This is a genomic window from Oenococcus sp., from assembly GCF_047725585.1.
GTDB classification, from domain to species: domain Bacteria; phylum Bacillota; class Bacilli; order Lactobacillales; family Lactobacillaceae; genus Oenococcus; species Oenococcus kitaharae_A.
Genome location: NZ_JBDNNF010000004.1, coordinates 154,847 through 170,612 on the forward strand (window position 1 = coordinate 154,847; position 15,766 = coordinate 170,612).

Below are 15,766 nucleotides of genomic sequence, written 5' to 3' on the forward strand. Positions count from 1 at the left end.
TGAAATCTATTAAAAATTAAGCTAAAATTAAAGTTAATGACCAAAATCTTAATTAATGGCGGAAAGCGCCTACATGGGGAAGTCACAATCGGAGGCGCAAAAAACTCGACTGTGGCGCTGATTCCGGCTTCGATTCTTGCTGAGACACCAGTTCGTTTTGATACTGTCCCGGCTATTTTGGATGTCAAAAATCTTCAATTAATTTTGAAATCCATGAATGTTTCGTCGACTTTTCATGACGGCTTTTTAGAAGTTGATCCGACGCATATTGTCGAAGGGCCGCTTCCTAAAAATGCGATCAAATCTTTGAGAGCCTCCTATTATTTTATGGGTGCGCTGCTGGGCCGTTTTGGCAAAGCTACAGTGACTTTTCCAGGTGGGGATAATATCGGCCCGCGGCCGATTGATCAGCACATTAAGGGTTTTAAAGCTTTGGGTGCGCTCGTTCGTGAAGATAATGACACGATTTATATTACGACCGGCCCGCAGGGCCTTCATGGTGCAGAGATATTTTTTGATAAAGTCTCAGTCGGTGCAACGATGAATTTAATTATGGCATCGGTTCGCGCTAAGGGCCTTACAATTTTGGAGAACGTGGCTCGCGAACCCGAAATTACGGATTTGGCTACTTTTTTGAACAATATGGGTGCTAATATTCGTGGTGCTGGTACTGATACCATTCGTATTTCGGGCGTTCCTGTTCTACGTTCTTCGGCTGTACATACAATTATTCCCGATCGTATTGAAGCCGGGACCTATATTACGGCCGCAGCTGCTATGGGTGATGGCGTTACCGTGAAAAATGTGATCCCAGAGCATTTAGAGTCTTTTACCTCTAAGCTAATTGAAATGGGGGTGCGTTTGAGAATTTCGGAAGATGAGATTTACGTACCGGCAACCGGCCATTTAAAACCGGTAATCATCACGACAGCGCCCTTTCCTGGTTTTGCGACTGACCTTCAGCAGCCAATCAGTCCGTTATTGATGAAGGCTGATGGCCGCTCGACAATTATTGATACGATTTATCCGCAGCGAATCCGTCATGTAGTTGAATTACGACGCATGGGCGGGGATATTTCCTCTCTGGAAGGCGGTGTGATTCAGATCAATGAATCGCCTCGCCTAATTGGGACAGATGTGCAAGCCGCTGAGATCAGAGCTGGTGCAGCTTTAGTGATTGCTGGGCTGATGGCTGATGGCCAGACAGTCATTGACCATGCTGACCATATCCTACGCGGTTACGAACAGATCCAGCAGAAGTTGACCAATTTAGGTGCATCTGTTGAAGTTTTGGATGTGGATCTGCCTAGTTTGATGCCCTAAGGGTCTTCTGGCTTGAAATACGTGAGTTGAGCTGTTATTATATTAGGGTTATGACTGACTCTTTAGCTTGAGCTAAAGGGCACTAAGGAGAAAAATATGAAAGCAGATATTCATCCAGATTACCGTCCAGTCGTTTTTGTCGATTCGACGACTGGTGCTAAGTTCTTGGCAGGTTCGACCGCTAAAGCTCAGGGCGAAGTTGATTACGAAGGCCAGACCTATCCAATGGTTCGTGTTGAAGTATCATCTGATTCGCATCCTTTCTATACTGGGAAGCAAAAAGTTAACCAAGCTGATGGCGCGGTTGACAAGTTCAATAAAAAATACGGACTCAAGTAAAAAGTCTCAGCCGCTTGGCGGCTTTTTTTGTATGCTAAATAATAAGGAGAATTTAACATGAAAGATCAATTTTTAGGAACTTCCTGTACGACGATTTTGGTCGGCAAAAAGGCCAGTTATGATGGGTCAACAATCGTTGCGAGAACAGAAGATTCTGGTAATGGCAGCTTTGAGGCTAAAAAATTTATTGTCGTTAAGCCTGAAGACCAAGTTAAACATTATGTTTCCAAGATCTCTAAAGTGGCGATTGATTTGCCTGACAAAGCATTGCGCTATACAGCAACTCCCAACGCTGTCCAAGATGAAGGCATTTGGGGCGAGGCCGGCATTAATTCTGAAAATGTTGCGATGAGTGCAACAGAGACGATTACAACTAACGAACGTGTACTGGGTGCTGATCCAATGGTGGCCGGCGGTATTGGCGAAGAAGACCTGTTGACAATTGTGCTGCCTTATATTCATTCTGCTAAAGAAGGCGTTCAGCGTTTAGGTGCGCTCTTAGAGAAATATGGTACTTATGAACGCAACGGCATCGCTTTTTCTGATGTTAATGATATTTGGTTTTTGGAGACGATTGGCGGCCATCACTGGCTGGCACAGCGTGTTCCCGACGATCATTATGTGACGGTTCCTAACCAGTTAGGTATTCAGGACGTGGATTTTGATGATCCTGATAATTTTATGTATTCAGATGATCTGCCAAAATTTATTGAAGACAACCATTTGAATTTGTCTTTGGATGGCAAAGTTAACAGCCGTCTGACTTTTGGTTCGCATGCTGATATTGATCACCATTACAACACGCCGCGTGCCTGGTTTATCCAGAAGTTTTTGACACCAAATATTGATCAGGAGCCCATGAGCGACAATATTCCCTTCGCTCAAAAGCCTTTTCGCAAGATTACGATTGAAGATGTGAAATACGTGTTGTCAAGTCATTATCAAGACACACCTTATGATCCTTATGGTACAACGGGAACTGAAGCCCAAAAGCATCTTTTCCGTCCAATCGGGATTAACCGTACCAGCGAGTTGTCGGTTTTGCAGATCCGTCCGGATCAGCCTGAAGGCAATCGGGCTGTTCAGTGGCTGGCTTATGGATCAATGGCTTTTAACACTTTAATTCCTTTCTATACGAATGTCGAAGATACGCCGGATTATGTAAAAAATACGACTGCACGTGTCAGTTCTGAGAATTTTTATTGGGCAAACCGAATTATCGCGGCTTTGGCAGATCCCCATTATCATGATGTCGTTGCTGATTTGGAGCGTTACCAGGAACTGACATTAAGTTTGGGGCACGAGAATCTTCTGGATGCCGACAAAGCAGCTGTTAATAAGACTGGCCAGGCCTTGACTGATGCTCTAGCGGCAGCAAACAACGAGATCAGCGATGCGGTGAAAAAAGAGACTGAAGATCTCTTGGATAAAGTGTTGTTCACTGTTTCGAATCTGATGACAAATAAATTTGCCCGCAGTGACAATTAAACTGCTGCATTTTATAGAATTCTTATTTCAGAGTAAAATTAAGTCGGAGCAATTTGCTTCGATTTTTTTGCCTAGGAGGTATTTTAATGAAACAAATAGAACTAGGACAATCCGCTTTAAAGGCCAGCCAGATCGCTTTAGGTGTAATGCGCATCAATGAGCGTGATGCCAAACAAGCCGTGGAAACAGTTTCGGCTGCGCTTGATGCAGGCATCAACTATTTTGACACAGCCGATATTTACGGTAATGGCCGATCCTCAACAATTTTTGGTCAGGCACTCAAAGACGCTGGTGTTGACCGTGATAAGATCTTTATTCAGACCAAAGCCGGCATTATCTTAAAAGATGGTCAGATTAATGGTGATGGTTTTAAAGGCCTGCGTTATGACTTTTCTCGTGATCATTTGATCTCTGCTGTCGATATCGAATTGCAGCGCCTTCAGACGGATCATGTCGATTTTCTGCTGCTGCACCGTCCAGATACATTAATGGAACCTAGTGAAATTGCCGAAGCTTTTAGTCAATTGGAAGCTTCTGGCAAAGTGCTGCATTTTGGTGTTTCCAACTTCACGCCTTACGATGTTGACCTGCTCCAGCAGGCATTGAGTCAACGCTTGGAGGTTAATCAATTGCAATTCGGCCTTGGCCATGCTGATATGATTGCTGAAAACATCCAGATGAATATCAATGGCAAAGCAGAATTTGATACGCACGTGCGCACTTTTGATGTGCTGACTTATTCGCGTCTGCACAAGATGACAATTCAGGCATGGTCGCCATTCCAGTATGGGATGTTTGCCGGTGTCTTTATTGATAATCCAAAATTCCAGCCTTTAAACGATGAACTTCAGACTTTGGCCGATAAATACGGTGTGACAAAAAATGGTATCGCAACTGCTTGGATTTTGAAGCACCCAGCCAGGATTCAAGCAATCCTCGGCAGTATGTCGCCTAATCACATTAAAGAGATGGCTGATGTTGACAAAGTGCATCTCACAAATCAGGAATGGTACGACTTGTATCAAACTGCTGGTTATCCGCTTCCATAATTTAAAAAAATATTTGAAAACTTCCTAGTTTCTGATTGGGAAGTTTTTTTATTAGTCTATTTTAGTTGGTATTATTACATAAAGATTACAAATGTCATATAAATGTAAATCTAAGCGCTTTACTAAACATTTAGTAAACAAATATTATGTAATTGCAGTTTTTAAAGGAGACACAGCATGATCACATTTGATGAGAGTACACAAGTTTTTCATTTACATAACCAGCAGATTTCCTATTTAATGTCGGTGGAAGAGGGCAATCTGTTAGCTCACCTTTACTTCGGGAAAGCCGTCAGCCATTACGCTGGGGAACGTGCTTATCCTCGCCGCGACCGAGGTTTTTCTGGCAACCTGCCCGATTCTTCAGAGCGGGATTATTCTAAAGATACGCTATTACAAGAATGGTCCGGCAACAATACGGGCGATTATCGCGTGCCGGCCGTGATTATCCGTGATGAAAATGGTGCACGCCAGACAGATTTCCGTTACCAATCCTATCGAATCGTCGCTGGAAAACCCGACCTGGAAAATTTGCCGCACAGTTATGTGGTTGACGATTCTGAGGCGCAGACCCTCATTATCACTTTGACTGATACAGCTTTGAATTGTGATCTGGCCTTAAGCTATACAATTTTTGATAATTGGGCCGTGATTGCGCGGGATGCCAAATTAATTAATCGCGGCAGCCATGTTCTACATATCGAAAAAATTGCCAGCATGCAGATAGATTTTCCCAAACAAGATTTTCAAGTGATTTCTCTACCAGGTGCTCACGCACGCGAACGACAAGTTGAGCGGCAAGAAGTCGGCCACGGCGTCACACAGTTTGAAAGCCGCCGCGGTACTTCCAGCCATCATATGAATCCTTTTATTGCTTTGGTTCATCCGGACACGACTGAATTTGCTGGAGAAGCATTTGGCGTACAGCTTGTCTACTCCGGCAATCACCAAGAGACACTGGAGCGCGATTACATCGATCAGACGCGTGTGCTGGCTGGCATTAACGAGTACGATTTTGATTGGAAATTGTCGCCAAAAGATGTTTTTCAGACACCCGAAGCTTTACTGGTCTATTCTGACCAAGGCCTAAACGGCATGTCAAACACCTATCATCATCTTTTGCGCGAACGGGTGGCGCGCGGCAAGTATCAATATGCTAAACGCCCGATTGTGATTAACAACTGGGAAGCAACTTTCTTTGACTTTGATAGCAGCAAGATCCAGGAAATTTTGAATAACGCGGCTCCGTTGGGCATCGAAATGTTTGTCTTGGACGATGGCTGGTTTGGCCACCGTGATGATGATAATTCCAGTCTTGGTGATTGGTTTGAACATGCTCATAAATTGCAAGGCGGCTTAAAGGAAGTCAGCCGCCAGGTTCATGACAAGAACATGCGCTTTGGTTTGTGGTTCGAGCCAGAAATGATCTCGACTGATTCGGATTTGTATCGTGCTCATCCAGACTACGCCTTGCAAGTGCCTGGACGCGGCAAGACTTTGTCACGAAATCAGTTAGTCTTGGATTTTTCGAGAAAAGAAGTTGTTGACAACATTTTTCATCAAATGGTCAAAATTCTAGATAATGTCAAAGTTGACTACATCAAGTGGGATATGAACCGTCATCTGACCGAAGTGTATTCGGCGGCTTTGCCAGCTGATCAGCAAGGTGAAGTCAGTCACCGTTATACGCTGGGTGTTTATGATTTGGCTGAAAGATTAATTGAAAGATATCCAGATATTCTTTTTGAAGGCTGTTCTGGCGGTGGCGGCCGTTTTGATGCCGGGATGCTGTACTATTTCCCTCAATCTTGGGCCTCTGACAACACGGATGCTGTCGCAAGATTAAAAATACAGACCGGTACTTCTCTGGCTTATCCGATGTCGAGTATGACCGCACATGTGTCCGTGTCGCCTAATCAGCAGACTGGACGTGCCACGAGTTTTGAGATGCGCGGGGATGTTGCTATGTCAGGCGTCTTTGGTTATGAATTGGATTTAGCCAAACTCACTGATGCTGAAAAAGAGATCGTTAAAAAACAGGTTGCTTTTTATAAAGAGCACCGTCAATTAATTCAATATGGCGACTTTATCCGGATTAAGTCGGCTTTTAAAGGCAATGATTTTGCCTGGGAATTTGTTTCCAAAGATAAATCCGAAGCGTTCCTATTCAGATTCAAGCTGATGTCTTTGGCTCAACCGGAATTTACACTGACAAAAATGGCTGGATTGGATCCGAAAATTGTTTATGAAGATGAAAAAGGTCATTCCTATGGCGGCGATGAGCTGATGTCGATTGGTTTTTACGATGTGCCGCTAGAAGCAGCTGATTGGACGAGCAAAGTGGATTACTTTGCAGCAAAGGAGCGAGCATGAAAAATTTTAAATCTTCTTTCGCATATGGATTAGGTGCTTTTGGCCATGACGCTTTTTACGGCATGTTAAACGGCTACCTGATCATGTTTGTCACCAGTGTCTTATTTGCCGGCGGATCAAAAACCTATATGGCACAAATGATTGCCGCTGTGACGCTGATTATTACCGTGGTGCGTATTGTGGAACTGTTCATGGATCCTCTGCTTGGCGGTATGATCGATTCCATCCATACCAAACACAGCAAATATGCGCCCTGGATCGCTGGTATGGCGACAATTTCAGCTGTCCTGTCCTTATTGGTTTTTTCAAACTTGTTTGGTCTGTCAACATCGAACGGACCGCTTTATCTGACAATTTTTGCGGTTATCTTCACGGTATTTTACATTTCGTATTCGATCAAAGACATTGCCTTTTGGGGGATGCTGCCAGCATTAAGTACCAGTTCCGACGGTCGCGGCGTGATTGCGACTTTCGCTAGAATTGGCTCAACTGTTGGCGGCAACGCTGTTGCTTTAATTTATGTTTACGTGCTCACGCTATTCTCAGGGTCATCGACATTTAATCAGCGAGGCTGGACTGGCTTTATCCTCTTAATTGCCGCAGTGCAATTAATTGGCGCATATGCAGCGGCCCTAATGACAAAAGAAGATAAAAGTGTTGTGAACCATCCTGCTGAACATATGAAAATCTCTGCGGTGTTCAAAACTTTGGCAAAAAATGACCAGCTTTTGTGGATGGCACTTTCGTATTTGATCTTTGCCTTTGGCAACAATATTTTCAATAATTTAATGATTTACTTCTTCAGATACATCCTTAATGCACAGGATATGTGGAAATATGTTGGCCTGATTGGTATGGCCACAGGGTTTGTATCGATTGTGTCTTTCCCGTTAATTTCCAAGTTTTTAAAACGGCGTCAGATCATGATTACCGGTATTTTGGCGATTGCCTTATCTTTTATTGTCTTTCTCTTTGCAAGAAATTCACTTCTGGCGCTTGGCGCTTATGTGATTTTTGATTTAGCCAACCCTCTGGTCTTTATGATTGTTGTCCTCGTGATTTCCGATTCCGTTGAATATGGTCAGTTAAAGACTGGCAGCCGTTCAGAAGCGGCCACTTCTTCAATTCGTCCGATGGTTGATAAATTCGGCGGCGCTATTGGCGGCGTGGTAACTGGATTTGTTGCAACATCGTTAGGCATGACTGGTAATACAACAGCCAAAGACATCCCGGCTTCGGCTGATCTGACTTTTAGAGTGATTACCTTTGTTATTCCGGCTATCCTGGCAATTATTTTCTTGATTATTTACATGAGCAAGGTTAAATTAACCGAAGCCAAACACGGTGAAATCGTCAAGGAATTGGCAGCTCAAGCTCAGCAAGGAGGCAAATAATGGATCGCGCGTTAGATAAAGATAATTTACAAATTAAGCCTGACTCTTTTGCTCAAGCAGCAGTGTCAGCTAATAAGCGTTTGAAAAAAGAAAACGATCTGCATTATTTAAAACGTCAATTAAAACTGTATGCTGCCGCTGTTTATATGGCAGAGGACTTTAATCGGGCTGAAAGTGCCAGCAATAAAAAATTAAAACATGATCAAGTTAACCGCTTGCAGGAAAAACTGATTGAACGACGACTGGATTGAAAATTCGGATTAGCAATACTTCTTTGATCGAGTAAAATTGGTGCAAGGAGATATATGGCCAGTATTCGTGATGTCGCTAAATTGGCCGGTTTTAGTCCGGCAACCGTTTCAAGAATTTTAAATCAAGATACAACATTATCTGTTAAACAATCGACCAAAGACAAAGTGCGTCTGTCGGCTAACCAACTGGGGTATATCGCTAAAGAAGCCGGCCGTTCTCAGACTTACGAACGTTCTAAGCTGACAATCGCTGTTTTGGATACTGTCTCAGAGGCACAAGAGCTGGATGACCCTTATTTTGCCGATATTCGCCGTGGCATTGAGGAGCAGGCACAGCATGATTTATTTAAACTATCCCGCGTGATTTATAGTGGCGAAATCACACAAGATCTGCCTTCTTTTAAAAGCTTTGGCGGAGTTCTTGTCATCGGTACCTTTTCTGCGGACCTGCTAAAAAGAATTCAAACAGAAAATATCAACATGGTGGTTATTTCTGATGTTCCAACGGATCGCCAAATTGATACTATTCGGCCGGATTTCGATATACAAACCGATGAGGTATTGGACCATCTGCATAAATTAGGGCATTCTAAAATTGCTTTCATTGGCGGCAGTGTCGATGCCGTGAATGCTGATGGCCAGGTACTGTACAAAAATGATGATCTGCGCCTGCTGGCGTATAAAAATTGGATGCAGCGTCATCATTTAGAGGATGATATGCAAATTTTGCTAACGGGCTGGAATACGATGAAAGCATATTTGGCAGTTAGTCAATTATTAAAAACATTCCCTTTGCCTGACCTGCCTACTGCTTTTGTAGCAGCTTCTGATCCAATTGCAGTCGGTACCTATCGGGCGATTTTAAATGCTGGCTATAAAATTCCGAAGGATTTTTCCGTGACTTCTTTTGATGATATTGAAGCCGCTCAATACCTAGTGCCTGCTTTATCAAGCGTGCATCCGGCGAGCAAAGAGATTGGGCGCGAGGCCGTGCGGCTGATTCGTCAGCGCATTTTTGAACAACGGACAGCCGCTTTGCAGGTGATTGTGCCATCGGAATTTATTGAACGCGAGTCGATTGACGGTGCGCGTCTGACAAATGTTTAATCGTTTAACAATTTTTCCTTTATAATAGTATGAGGGCCTGATTGCGGGTACTATATCTAAAGTGGAGGGCTGATAATGCCTGTGCAAAACAAAGCAATGCTGATAACTTATGCCGATTCAATGGGTCGGAATATTAAAGAACTGCAAGAGGTACTGACAACTTATATCGGGGATGCCATCGGTGGTATCCATCTGCTGCCTTTCTTCCCTTCGACGGGTGACCGCGGCTTTGCGCCATCCGACTATACACGCGTTGATTCAGCCTTTGGCGACTGGCGAGATGTTCATGCTTTGGGCGAAAAATACTACTTAATGTTTGACTTTATGATTAATCATATTTCACGTGAATCGGTCATGTATCAGGATTTTAAAGCCAAAAAAGATGCTTCAGTGTATCGGGATTTCTTCATTCGCTGGGAAAAATTCTGGCCACAAGGACGCCCCACTCAAGCTGATATTGATTTAATTTATAAGCGTAAAGATCGGGCACCGATTCAGGAAATCACTTTTGCAGACGGCAGCCAGGAACATCTTTGGAACACTTTTGGCGATGAGCAGATTGATATTAATGTTAATGCCGATAGCGCAAAAAAATTTATCAAAGAGACGTTGCTAGAGATGGTTCAACATGGTGCCGACTTGATTCGTTTGGATGCGTTTGCCTATGCGATCAAAAAAATCGATACGAATGATTTCTTTGTCGAACCGGAAATCTGGCAGCTGCTGGATTCAGTTCGCGACATTTTGACACCGCTGCAAGCTGAAATTCTGCCGGAAATTCATGAGCATTACACAATTCCGGCTAAGATTAACGCACACGGCTACTTTACGTATGATTTTGTCCTGCCTTTAGTCACACTTTATACGCTTTATTCCGGTAAGACAGCGCAATTGGCTAAATGGCTGAAGATGTCGCCCAAACGGCAATTTACGACTTTAGATACGCATGATGGTATCGGTGTCGTCGATGCTCGAGATATTTTGACTGATGACGAGATTGCATATACTTCTAGCGAACTTTACAAAGTCGGAGCCAACGTGAAAAAGACATATTCATCCGCGGCTTACAATAATTTGGATATTTACCAGATTAATTCCACCTATTATTCAGCCTTGGGCAATGATGACAAAGCTTATCTGTTGGCGAGGATTTTCCAGATTTTTGCCCCTGGTATCCCGCAGATTTATTATGTCGGCTTGCTGGCTGGTGCCAATGATTTGGATTTGTTAGAGAGGACTAAGGAAGGCCGTAACATTAACCGCCATTATTACAGTCAAGATGAAGTTGCCAAAGAGGTTCAGCGGCCGGTTGTTAAAAAACTGCTTGAGCTGCTCAGCTGGCGCAATCAATTCGCTGCTTTCGATTTAGACGGTGAGATCACCGTTCAGACCGAGGGCGAGCAGACAATTCGGGTCAAACGCACTTCTACTGACGGCCGAGATACGGCTATCTTGCAAGCTAATGCGGCTGACAAGACTTTCACGATTAAGGCTAATGACCAAATTATTTTTTCTGATGACGAAGCAGACAAAGTCCGATTGTAAAATAAAAAAACAACCTGTGATGGTTGTTTTTTTATGCTTTCGATTCATATTCAGCGATATATTCATCGACAAATTCATGCATGAAATGGTCGCGCTTTTGGCCAATCTGTTTGGCAGCAGGGGTATTTAGCGAAGCCTGCAGCTTAAAAAGTTTTTCGTAGAAATGGTTAAGGGTTGTCTGCTTATCATTACGATATTCAGCTTTATTTTGTAAATCGCGCGGCAGAATGTTGGGGTCATAGTCGATCCGATTGTGTTTAAAACCGTATTTAAAAGTTCGAATCACTGCAACCGCGCCAATGGCATCCAAGCGATCGGCATCCTGAACAATCCGGCCATTTAAATCAAGCGGTTTTGCTTGACCAAAAGTATTTGCCGACCAGGACATATTATCGATGATATAAAGAATCGGTTTCGGGTCAACTTGAATGCTGAGGAGAAAATCAGCTGTTCTTCGTTTGGCACTGGCTGGATTGGCAAACAATTTCTCATCGTAGGTATCGTGTAAAGCCGCGGCTGCCAAGACAACGAACTCATCAGCGCCTTTTTCTTGTTTTAAAATTTTGCGGGCCATTGCGACAACACGATCAATATGACTGCTGTCATGACCTGATTGATCATGATCTAGCAGTGTTTTCATGAAGTTATGAATTTTGTCTAGTTGATTTAGCTGCAGTGGATTCAGTACCATATTTTCCATTCTACACCGAAGCCTTGGGAGCCTGACTTGAAGAAAGTGCTGGACTAAGATAACATAAAATACATACCGACCGTTCGGTATGTACCTCATGACGACAAAGGATAAAATTTTACAATCTGCGCTTAGGCTATTTTTGCTTCATGGTTATGAAGCGGTCTCAATTGCTGATATTGTCAAACAGGCAGCTGTGTCAAAGGGTGCTTTGTATAATTATTTTCCCAGCAAGGAAAACCTGTTCTTGCAAACGATGCAGCAGCTTTTTTCTGAGTTCGGGAAATCTATGCAAGCCGATTTTGGTCAGCAGGCTTTTGACAGTTTTCATGCTTTTTATCTGGCCTTTGCGGACCACTATGATCAAGTACTCAATGATCGCCAGCCTAATCTGAGCGATCAATTGATCCTAATGACCAATGCTGCTAGGGCTTTCCCACGGTTAAAGCAGGTTGTGTCAGAGCAGGAGGCGGTTTTTGTCGCATTTTGGCGAAATAATATCCAGCGTGCAATGGCCAGCGGTGAATTGCGAACAGGCCTGCCCGCAACGGAATTGAGTCATGTCTATCTTAATTTGGTACGCGGTGTTGTGATTGATCTCGTGATACGAGAACATAACAGTCGAATAACAAAAGGTCTTTTGAAAGAGAGATTTGATACCATATACATGCTGCTGAAAAAGGAGAACTAGATGGCATATCTGCAACTAAAAGACATTCATAAGTCTTATATATTGAATAAAAATGAAGAATTTCCCGTTTTGAAGGGCATCAGCCTAGATTTTGATAAGGGCGAATTTGTCAGTATTTTAGGTGAATCAGGCGGTGGTAAGTCGACTTTGATGAACATCATCGGCGGTCTTGATCACGATTATGAAGGGGATGTCATCTTGGATGGCCACTCTACTCGAGATTTTACGGAAAAACAAATGGATGCCTACCGTCGTCAGACAATCGGCTTTATTTTCCAAAGTTTTAACCTGATTTCGCATTTAACCGTTTTGGACAATGTTTTGGTCAGCTTGGACATGACAACTCTGAGTCATGCTGAAAAGGAACAGCGTGCCAAAGAATTGTTGGAGCAGGTTGGCCTGAGCCAGCATATTAAAAAACATCCTAATCAGCTTTCCGGTGGACAAAAACAGCGTGTCGCGATTGCGAGAGCTTTGGCCTCTGATCCGGATATCATTATTGCCGATGAGCCTACCGGCGCACTAGATTCCAAAAATACGGATGAAATTCTGGAAATCATGGAAGGCATCGCTAAATCCGGCAAACTGGTCATTGCGGTCACGCATTCAGAAGAAGTTGCGCGTTTTGGCACGCGGATTGTTCACATGTCTGATGGCGTCATCGATAAAAATCAGCGCAATCGTGACAAATACGCACTGCCTGAGCCTGAATCAGATCAACGGCTCGTCTCAAAAAAACTGGGTGCTTTGGCTGCCTATAAGAATGCTTACAAACATACCATGTATTATTTCTGGCGTAATTTTTTGATCATGTTGGGAACCGGTATCGGTATCTTTGCCGTCCTGCTCTTTTCTGGTTTGGGAAACGGTATTTCAGCTTTCATCAGTGACCAGATTTCTTCGATGATTAATCCAACTTCGGTCTCTGTGATGAGAAATCCATCTGGTAAAAAAATGTCTCAAGCTGAATTCACGAGTTCATTACGACAATTTGCTTCTAATCCGTCTGCGCTGTTGATCAGTAAAGGTGATTTGAACAAGCTGCGATCTTTGAAAAATGTTAATGCTGTACAACCGGGTTATCAATTTGGTCAGTATACCTTGACCTTGCCTGGCCAAAAAACGCCGGTTTCAGCTAGTGGTTTACAAACTTGGACGCGCGCTTTTGCAAGCAGTACGGTTAAAAATGGCCGCAAACCTGGACAAAATGAGATTGTCATTGACCGAGCTCAGGCTCAGACTTTTCTTGGTACTAAAAAATATCGGCAGATGATCGGTAAGACAGTGACCTTAAGCTTTACTTGGATTAACCAAGCACAGCAGCCAGTGGTCGTGAGAAGAGATTTAAAGGTGTCCGGATTAGCTAATGGCGGCCAAGCAGGTGCTGTTACGGCAACGAATTACGGTACGATGCGTACAATGCTGAAGTCTGCCGGTGCCATAACAGATCCTAATTTTGTTTCAGTGAATGCCGACTCCATCGATGTGACGCGTTCTGTTGCCAAACAAGTCAATAATATTCGCAGCAAAGGTAAATACGCTTTTGGTGCAATCACGGTTGGTGATATCTTAAATACAGTCAGTTCATATGTTCGCTTAGCGACCAATGTTCTAGCAGCGATTGCAGCGATTTCGCTAGTTGTGTCGGCTTTAATGATTATTGTTTCGATGTATATGAGTGTTTCGGAAAGAACCAAAGAGATTGGTGTGTTACGGGCTCTAGGCGAAGGCAAACGCGATATCAGCCGTTTGTTCACAGGAGAATCGGTCTTAATCGGACTCTTTTCAGCGGTTCTGGCTTTAATTTTGGCCTTTGGTATCGGCGCGATTGCTAATAAAGCACTTTACGGCCTAGCTAAAGCCAACATGGTGATTATCACACCAGGAAATGTCATTTTTGCCTTTGTGATAGCGATTGTGATTTCGTTCTTGGCAGCACTTTTGCCAGCTAGACGTGCAGCTAAACTTGATCCAATCGAGTCTCTGGCAGCCGAGTAATGGCCTAATAAAATATCAGATCATTTTAAGCAAACAAAAAAAGCTCCCATCTGGGAGCTTTTATTTGGCGTTGGCAGTCTGCGCTTTGATTGCCTCTTTGGTATTGAAGCGGCCTGCTGAGAGCACCACGAAGGCGAACAGCAGCATACCGATAATGCCCATGGCCAGCCATGCGTAGACAGGCCGGGAAAAGTTTGCAATGCCTAGAAAGAGAAATTGTCCGACTGGTATGGATAGTGTGACGATAGAACTAAATAATCCGCTGATGGCAGCTAGTTGATGTTCTGGCACGACTCTCATCATCATTGCCCCAACTTTAGGATTAATCTTACCTAGCACATAAGAGGTGATAAACATGAGAATTAAAATCAGCCAGCGGTTTGGCATCAGGACAAAAGCAAACGAAGCCAAGGACAAACTTAGCGTCATCAAGGCCGCCAGACTTGTCAGCTTCATACGCCCAATAGCATCATTCATAAACAAAGAGCTGATGATGACGCCGACTGAGAAAACGGCACCGTAGATGGCAACTGTCTGTCCATAAGTTGGAAACCAAGGCGTGAAATAGAGGCCTTTAGCCGATAGGAGTGTCAAATTCAAGATGGCATCCGTCGATGATCCGATAAAGTTCACGGCAGTACCGAAGATAATCAGGAAGAGAATCATTGGCGAAGAAAAGATCAGATTGGCCAAGTTGCCAGAAACACTCTTCACTTTTTTATCATCTTTAATCTCAGCTGCCTTTTTAGATGCTTCAATGGCTAATTGTGATTCTTTTTCCGCCACGACCAGTTCTTTTCTAGAACTCAATAGAACGAAAAACGAAATGGCAAACATCAAAGCATTGATTAGGGCGAAGGCGTCGTATTGGTAATTCATGAAAACAATTAATGTGGCACCAACAATTTGTCCAATCACGCTGATCGTGCTGGAAATGGCTGTTTGTAATCCGTTGGCCACTTCTCGTTTTGCATCAGGGACGACGTGTTTGGTAATTGGCATCGAGACCATGTAAGAAAGGCCGCCAGTCAGATCGCTGAAGAAGTTGATCGCTAATAGAGGGACAAAGATTGCCCAGGATTTCAAATCGCCAAAGAAGAACAAACCGCCTTCTAAAATGTATAAGACCGTTTGAAACAAGCGCCGGTTCAGCATATAACGAATCGGTTTTTTAACACGTCCCGCGACGCTGCCTAACAGTGCCTGCAGCACGGTCGGAAAGATCGTGACTAGCGAAACAATCGAAATTGCCAAAGTCCGGTTGGGCAATTGAGCTGCGTAAATCAAAAAGACAATATTGAACAGGACGGCACCGATTGTCTCGAAAAGATTACTGATAGCCAAAGCTCGAAAAGCTTTGTTTTGAAATAAGAGTTCCCGCATGATGTATTTTCTCCTTTTGCTTGTCATTAATTTATAACACAATACTGTTTGTGTCAAGGTAATATGTGTTAAATAACAAATTGACCCTAAAATTAGTATGCAGCCAGTTGCCAAAAGCAGATCAAAGTGGGAAT

The 15,766-nt window shown here is 43.5% G+C and carries 13 protein-coding genes; 11 read left to right on the forward strand and 2 right to left on the reverse strand.

The features are described from left to right. The first annotated feature begins 36 nt into the window (after positions 1-36). The 9 genes from ABF487_RS06660 to gtfA all read left to right on the forward strand — a co-directional run bounded on the left by ABF487_RS06660 (position 37) and on the right by gtfA (position 10,869). Positions 37-1,323, forward strand: a complete 1,287-nt coding sequence (locus tag ABF487_RS06660; RefSeq protein ID WP_007745166.1) for a UDP-N-acetylglucosamine 1-carboxyvinyltransferase — start codon at positions 37-39, stop codon at positions 1,321-1,323. A gap of 96 nt (positions 1,324-1,419) precedes the next feature. After that, a complete protein-coding gene (locus ABF487_RS06665; protein WP_007745168.1) occupies positions 1,420-1,662 on the forward strand; it encodes a type B 50S ribosomal protein L31 in 243 nt (80 codons plus the stop codon). A gap of 57 nt (positions 1,663-1,719) precedes the next feature. Beyond that, positions 1,720-3,150, forward strand: a complete 1,431-nt coding sequence (locus ABF487_RS06670) for a C69 family dipeptidase (protein WP_415625619.1) — start codon at positions 1,720-1,722, stop codon at positions 3,148-3,150. A gap of 86 nt (positions 3,151-3,236) precedes the next feature. Then, complete coding sequence (locus ABF487_RS06675; RefSeq protein ID WP_007745171.1) at positions 3,237-4,199, forward strand: aldo/keto reductase; 963 nt, start codon at positions 3,237-3,239, stop codon at positions 4,197-4,199. A gap of 177 nt (positions 4,200-4,376) precedes the next feature. Beyond that, positions 4,377-6,572, forward strand: coding sequence for an alpha-galactosidase (locus ABF487_RS06680; protein ID WP_415634871.1), 2,196 nt, complete (start codon positions 4,377-4,379; stop codon positions 6,570-6,572). Next, positions 6,569-7,966 (forward strand): glycoside-pentoside-hexuronide (GPH):cation symporter, encoded by a 1,398-nt coding sequence (locus ABF487_RS06685; protein ID WP_415634872.1) that lies wholly within the window; start codon positions 6,569-6,571, stop codon positions 7,964-7,966. Before ABF487_RS06680 ends, ABF487_RS06685 begins: the two co-directional genes overlap by 4 nt. Then, complete coding sequence (locus tag ABF487_RS06690) at positions 7,966-8,217, forward strand: hypothetical protein (protein WP_263780083.1); 252 nt, start codon at positions 7,966-7,968, stop codon at positions 8,215-8,217. The genes ABF487_RS06685 and ABF487_RS06690 overlap by 1 nt, the downstream gene beginning before the upstream one ends. Positions 8,218-8,271: 54 nt before the next feature. Beyond that, positions 8,272-9,324, forward strand: coding sequence for a LacI family DNA-binding transcriptional regulator (locus ABF487_RS06695; protein ID WP_415633379.1), 1,053 nt, complete (start codon positions 8,272-8,274; stop codon positions 9,322-9,324). Positions 9,325-9,399: 75 nt separating this feature from the next. Next, positions 9,400-10,869 (forward strand): sucrose phosphorylase, encoded by a 1,470-nt coding sequence (gene gtfA, locus ABF487_RS06700; protein WP_415626284.1) that lies wholly within the window; start codon positions 9,400-9,402, stop codon positions 10,867-10,869. 31 nt (positions 10,870-10,900) lie between these two features. Here gtfA and ABF487_RS06705 read toward each other — a convergent pair whose 3' ends face one another. Next, the gene (locus ABF487_RS06705) at positions 10,901-11,569 is read right to left on the reverse strand and encodes an HD domain-containing protein (protein WP_415625625.1); all 669 of its coding nucleotides are present in this window, start codon (positions 11,567-11,569) and stop codon (positions 10,901-10,903) included. An 88-nt stretch (positions 11,570-11,657) separates the two neighbouring features. Between ABF487_RS06705 and ABF487_RS06710 the strand changes: the two genes are divergently transcribed. Both ABF487_RS06710 and ABF487_RS06715 read left to right on the forward strand, forming a co-directional pair. Next, positions 11,658-12,251, forward strand: a complete 594-nt coding sequence (locus ABF487_RS06710) for a TetR/AcrR family transcriptional regulator (RefSeq protein WP_415625626.1) — start codon at positions 11,658-11,660, stop codon at positions 12,249-12,251. Beyond that, positions 12,252-14,249: an ATP-binding cassette domain-containing protein gene (locus tag ABF487_RS06715; RefSeq protein ID WP_415632500.1), complete on the forward strand. Its 1,998-nt coding sequence runs from the start codon at positions 12,252-12,254 to the stop codon at positions 14,247-14,249. It begins immediately after the preceding gene. Positions 14,250-14,309: 60 nt separating this feature from the next. Here ABF487_RS06715 and ABF487_RS06720 read toward each other — a convergent pair whose 3' ends face one another. Next, on the reverse strand, positions 14,310-15,632 hold the full coding sequence (locus ABF487_RS06720; RefSeq protein ID WP_415634873.1) for an MFS transporter: 1,323 nt from the start codon (positions 15,630-15,632) through the stop codon (positions 14,310-14,312). Positions 15,633-15,766 lie beyond the last annotated feature (134 nt).

Bases quoted from the DNA above. Each gene is read 5' to 3' on its own strand.
- ABF487_RS06695 (WP_415633379.1), top strand. From the start codon at position 8,272: ATGGCCAGTATTCGTGATGTCGCTAAATTGGCCGGTTTTAGTCCGGCA.
- ABF487_RS06705 (WP_415625625.1), bottom strand. From the start codon at position 11,569: ATGGAAAATATGGTACTGAATCCACTGCAGCTAAATCAACTAGACAAA.
- ABF487_RS06715 (WP_415632500.1), top strand. From the start codon at position 12,252: ATGGCATATCTGCAACTAAAAGACATTCATAAGTCTTATATATTGAAT.
- ABF487_RS06670 (WP_415625619.1), top strand. From the start codon at position 1,720: ATGAAAGATCAATTTTTAGGAACTTCCTGTACGACGATTTTGGTCGGC.
- gtfA (WP_415626284.1), top strand. From the start codon at position 9,400: ATGCCTGTGCAAAACAAAGCAATGCTGATAACTTATGCCGATTCAATG.
- ABF487_RS06690 (WP_263780083.1), top strand. From the start codon at position 7,966: ATGGATCGCGCGTTAGATAAAGATAATTTACAAATTAAGCCTGACTCT.
- ABF487_RS06685 (WP_415634872.1), top strand. From the start codon at position 6,569: ATGAAAAATTTTAAATCTTCTTTCGCATATGGATTAGGTGCTTTTGGC.
- ABF487_RS06680 (WP_415634871.1), top strand. From the start codon at position 4,377: ATGATCACATTTGATGAGAGTACACAAGTTTTTCATTTACATAACCAG.
- ABF487_RS06660 (WP_007745166.1), top strand. From the start codon at position 37: ATGACCAAAATCTTAATTAATGGCGGAAAGCGCCTACATGGGGAAGTC.
- ABF487_RS06665 (WP_007745168.1), top strand. From the start codon at position 1,420: ATGAAAGCAGATATTCATCCAGATTACCGTCCAGTCGTTTTTGTCGAT.
- ABF487_RS06720 (WP_415634873.1), bottom strand. From the start codon at position 15,632: ATGCGGGAACTCTTATTTCAAAACAAAGCTTTTCGAGCTTTGGCTATC.
- ABF487_RS06675 (WP_007745171.1), top strand. From the start codon at position 3,237: ATGAAACAAATAGAACTAGGACAATCCGCTTTAAAGGCCAGCCAGATC.
- ABF487_RS06710 (WP_415625626.1), top strand. From the start codon at position 11,658: ATGACGACAAAGGATAAAATTTTACAATCTGCGCTTAGGCTATTTTTG.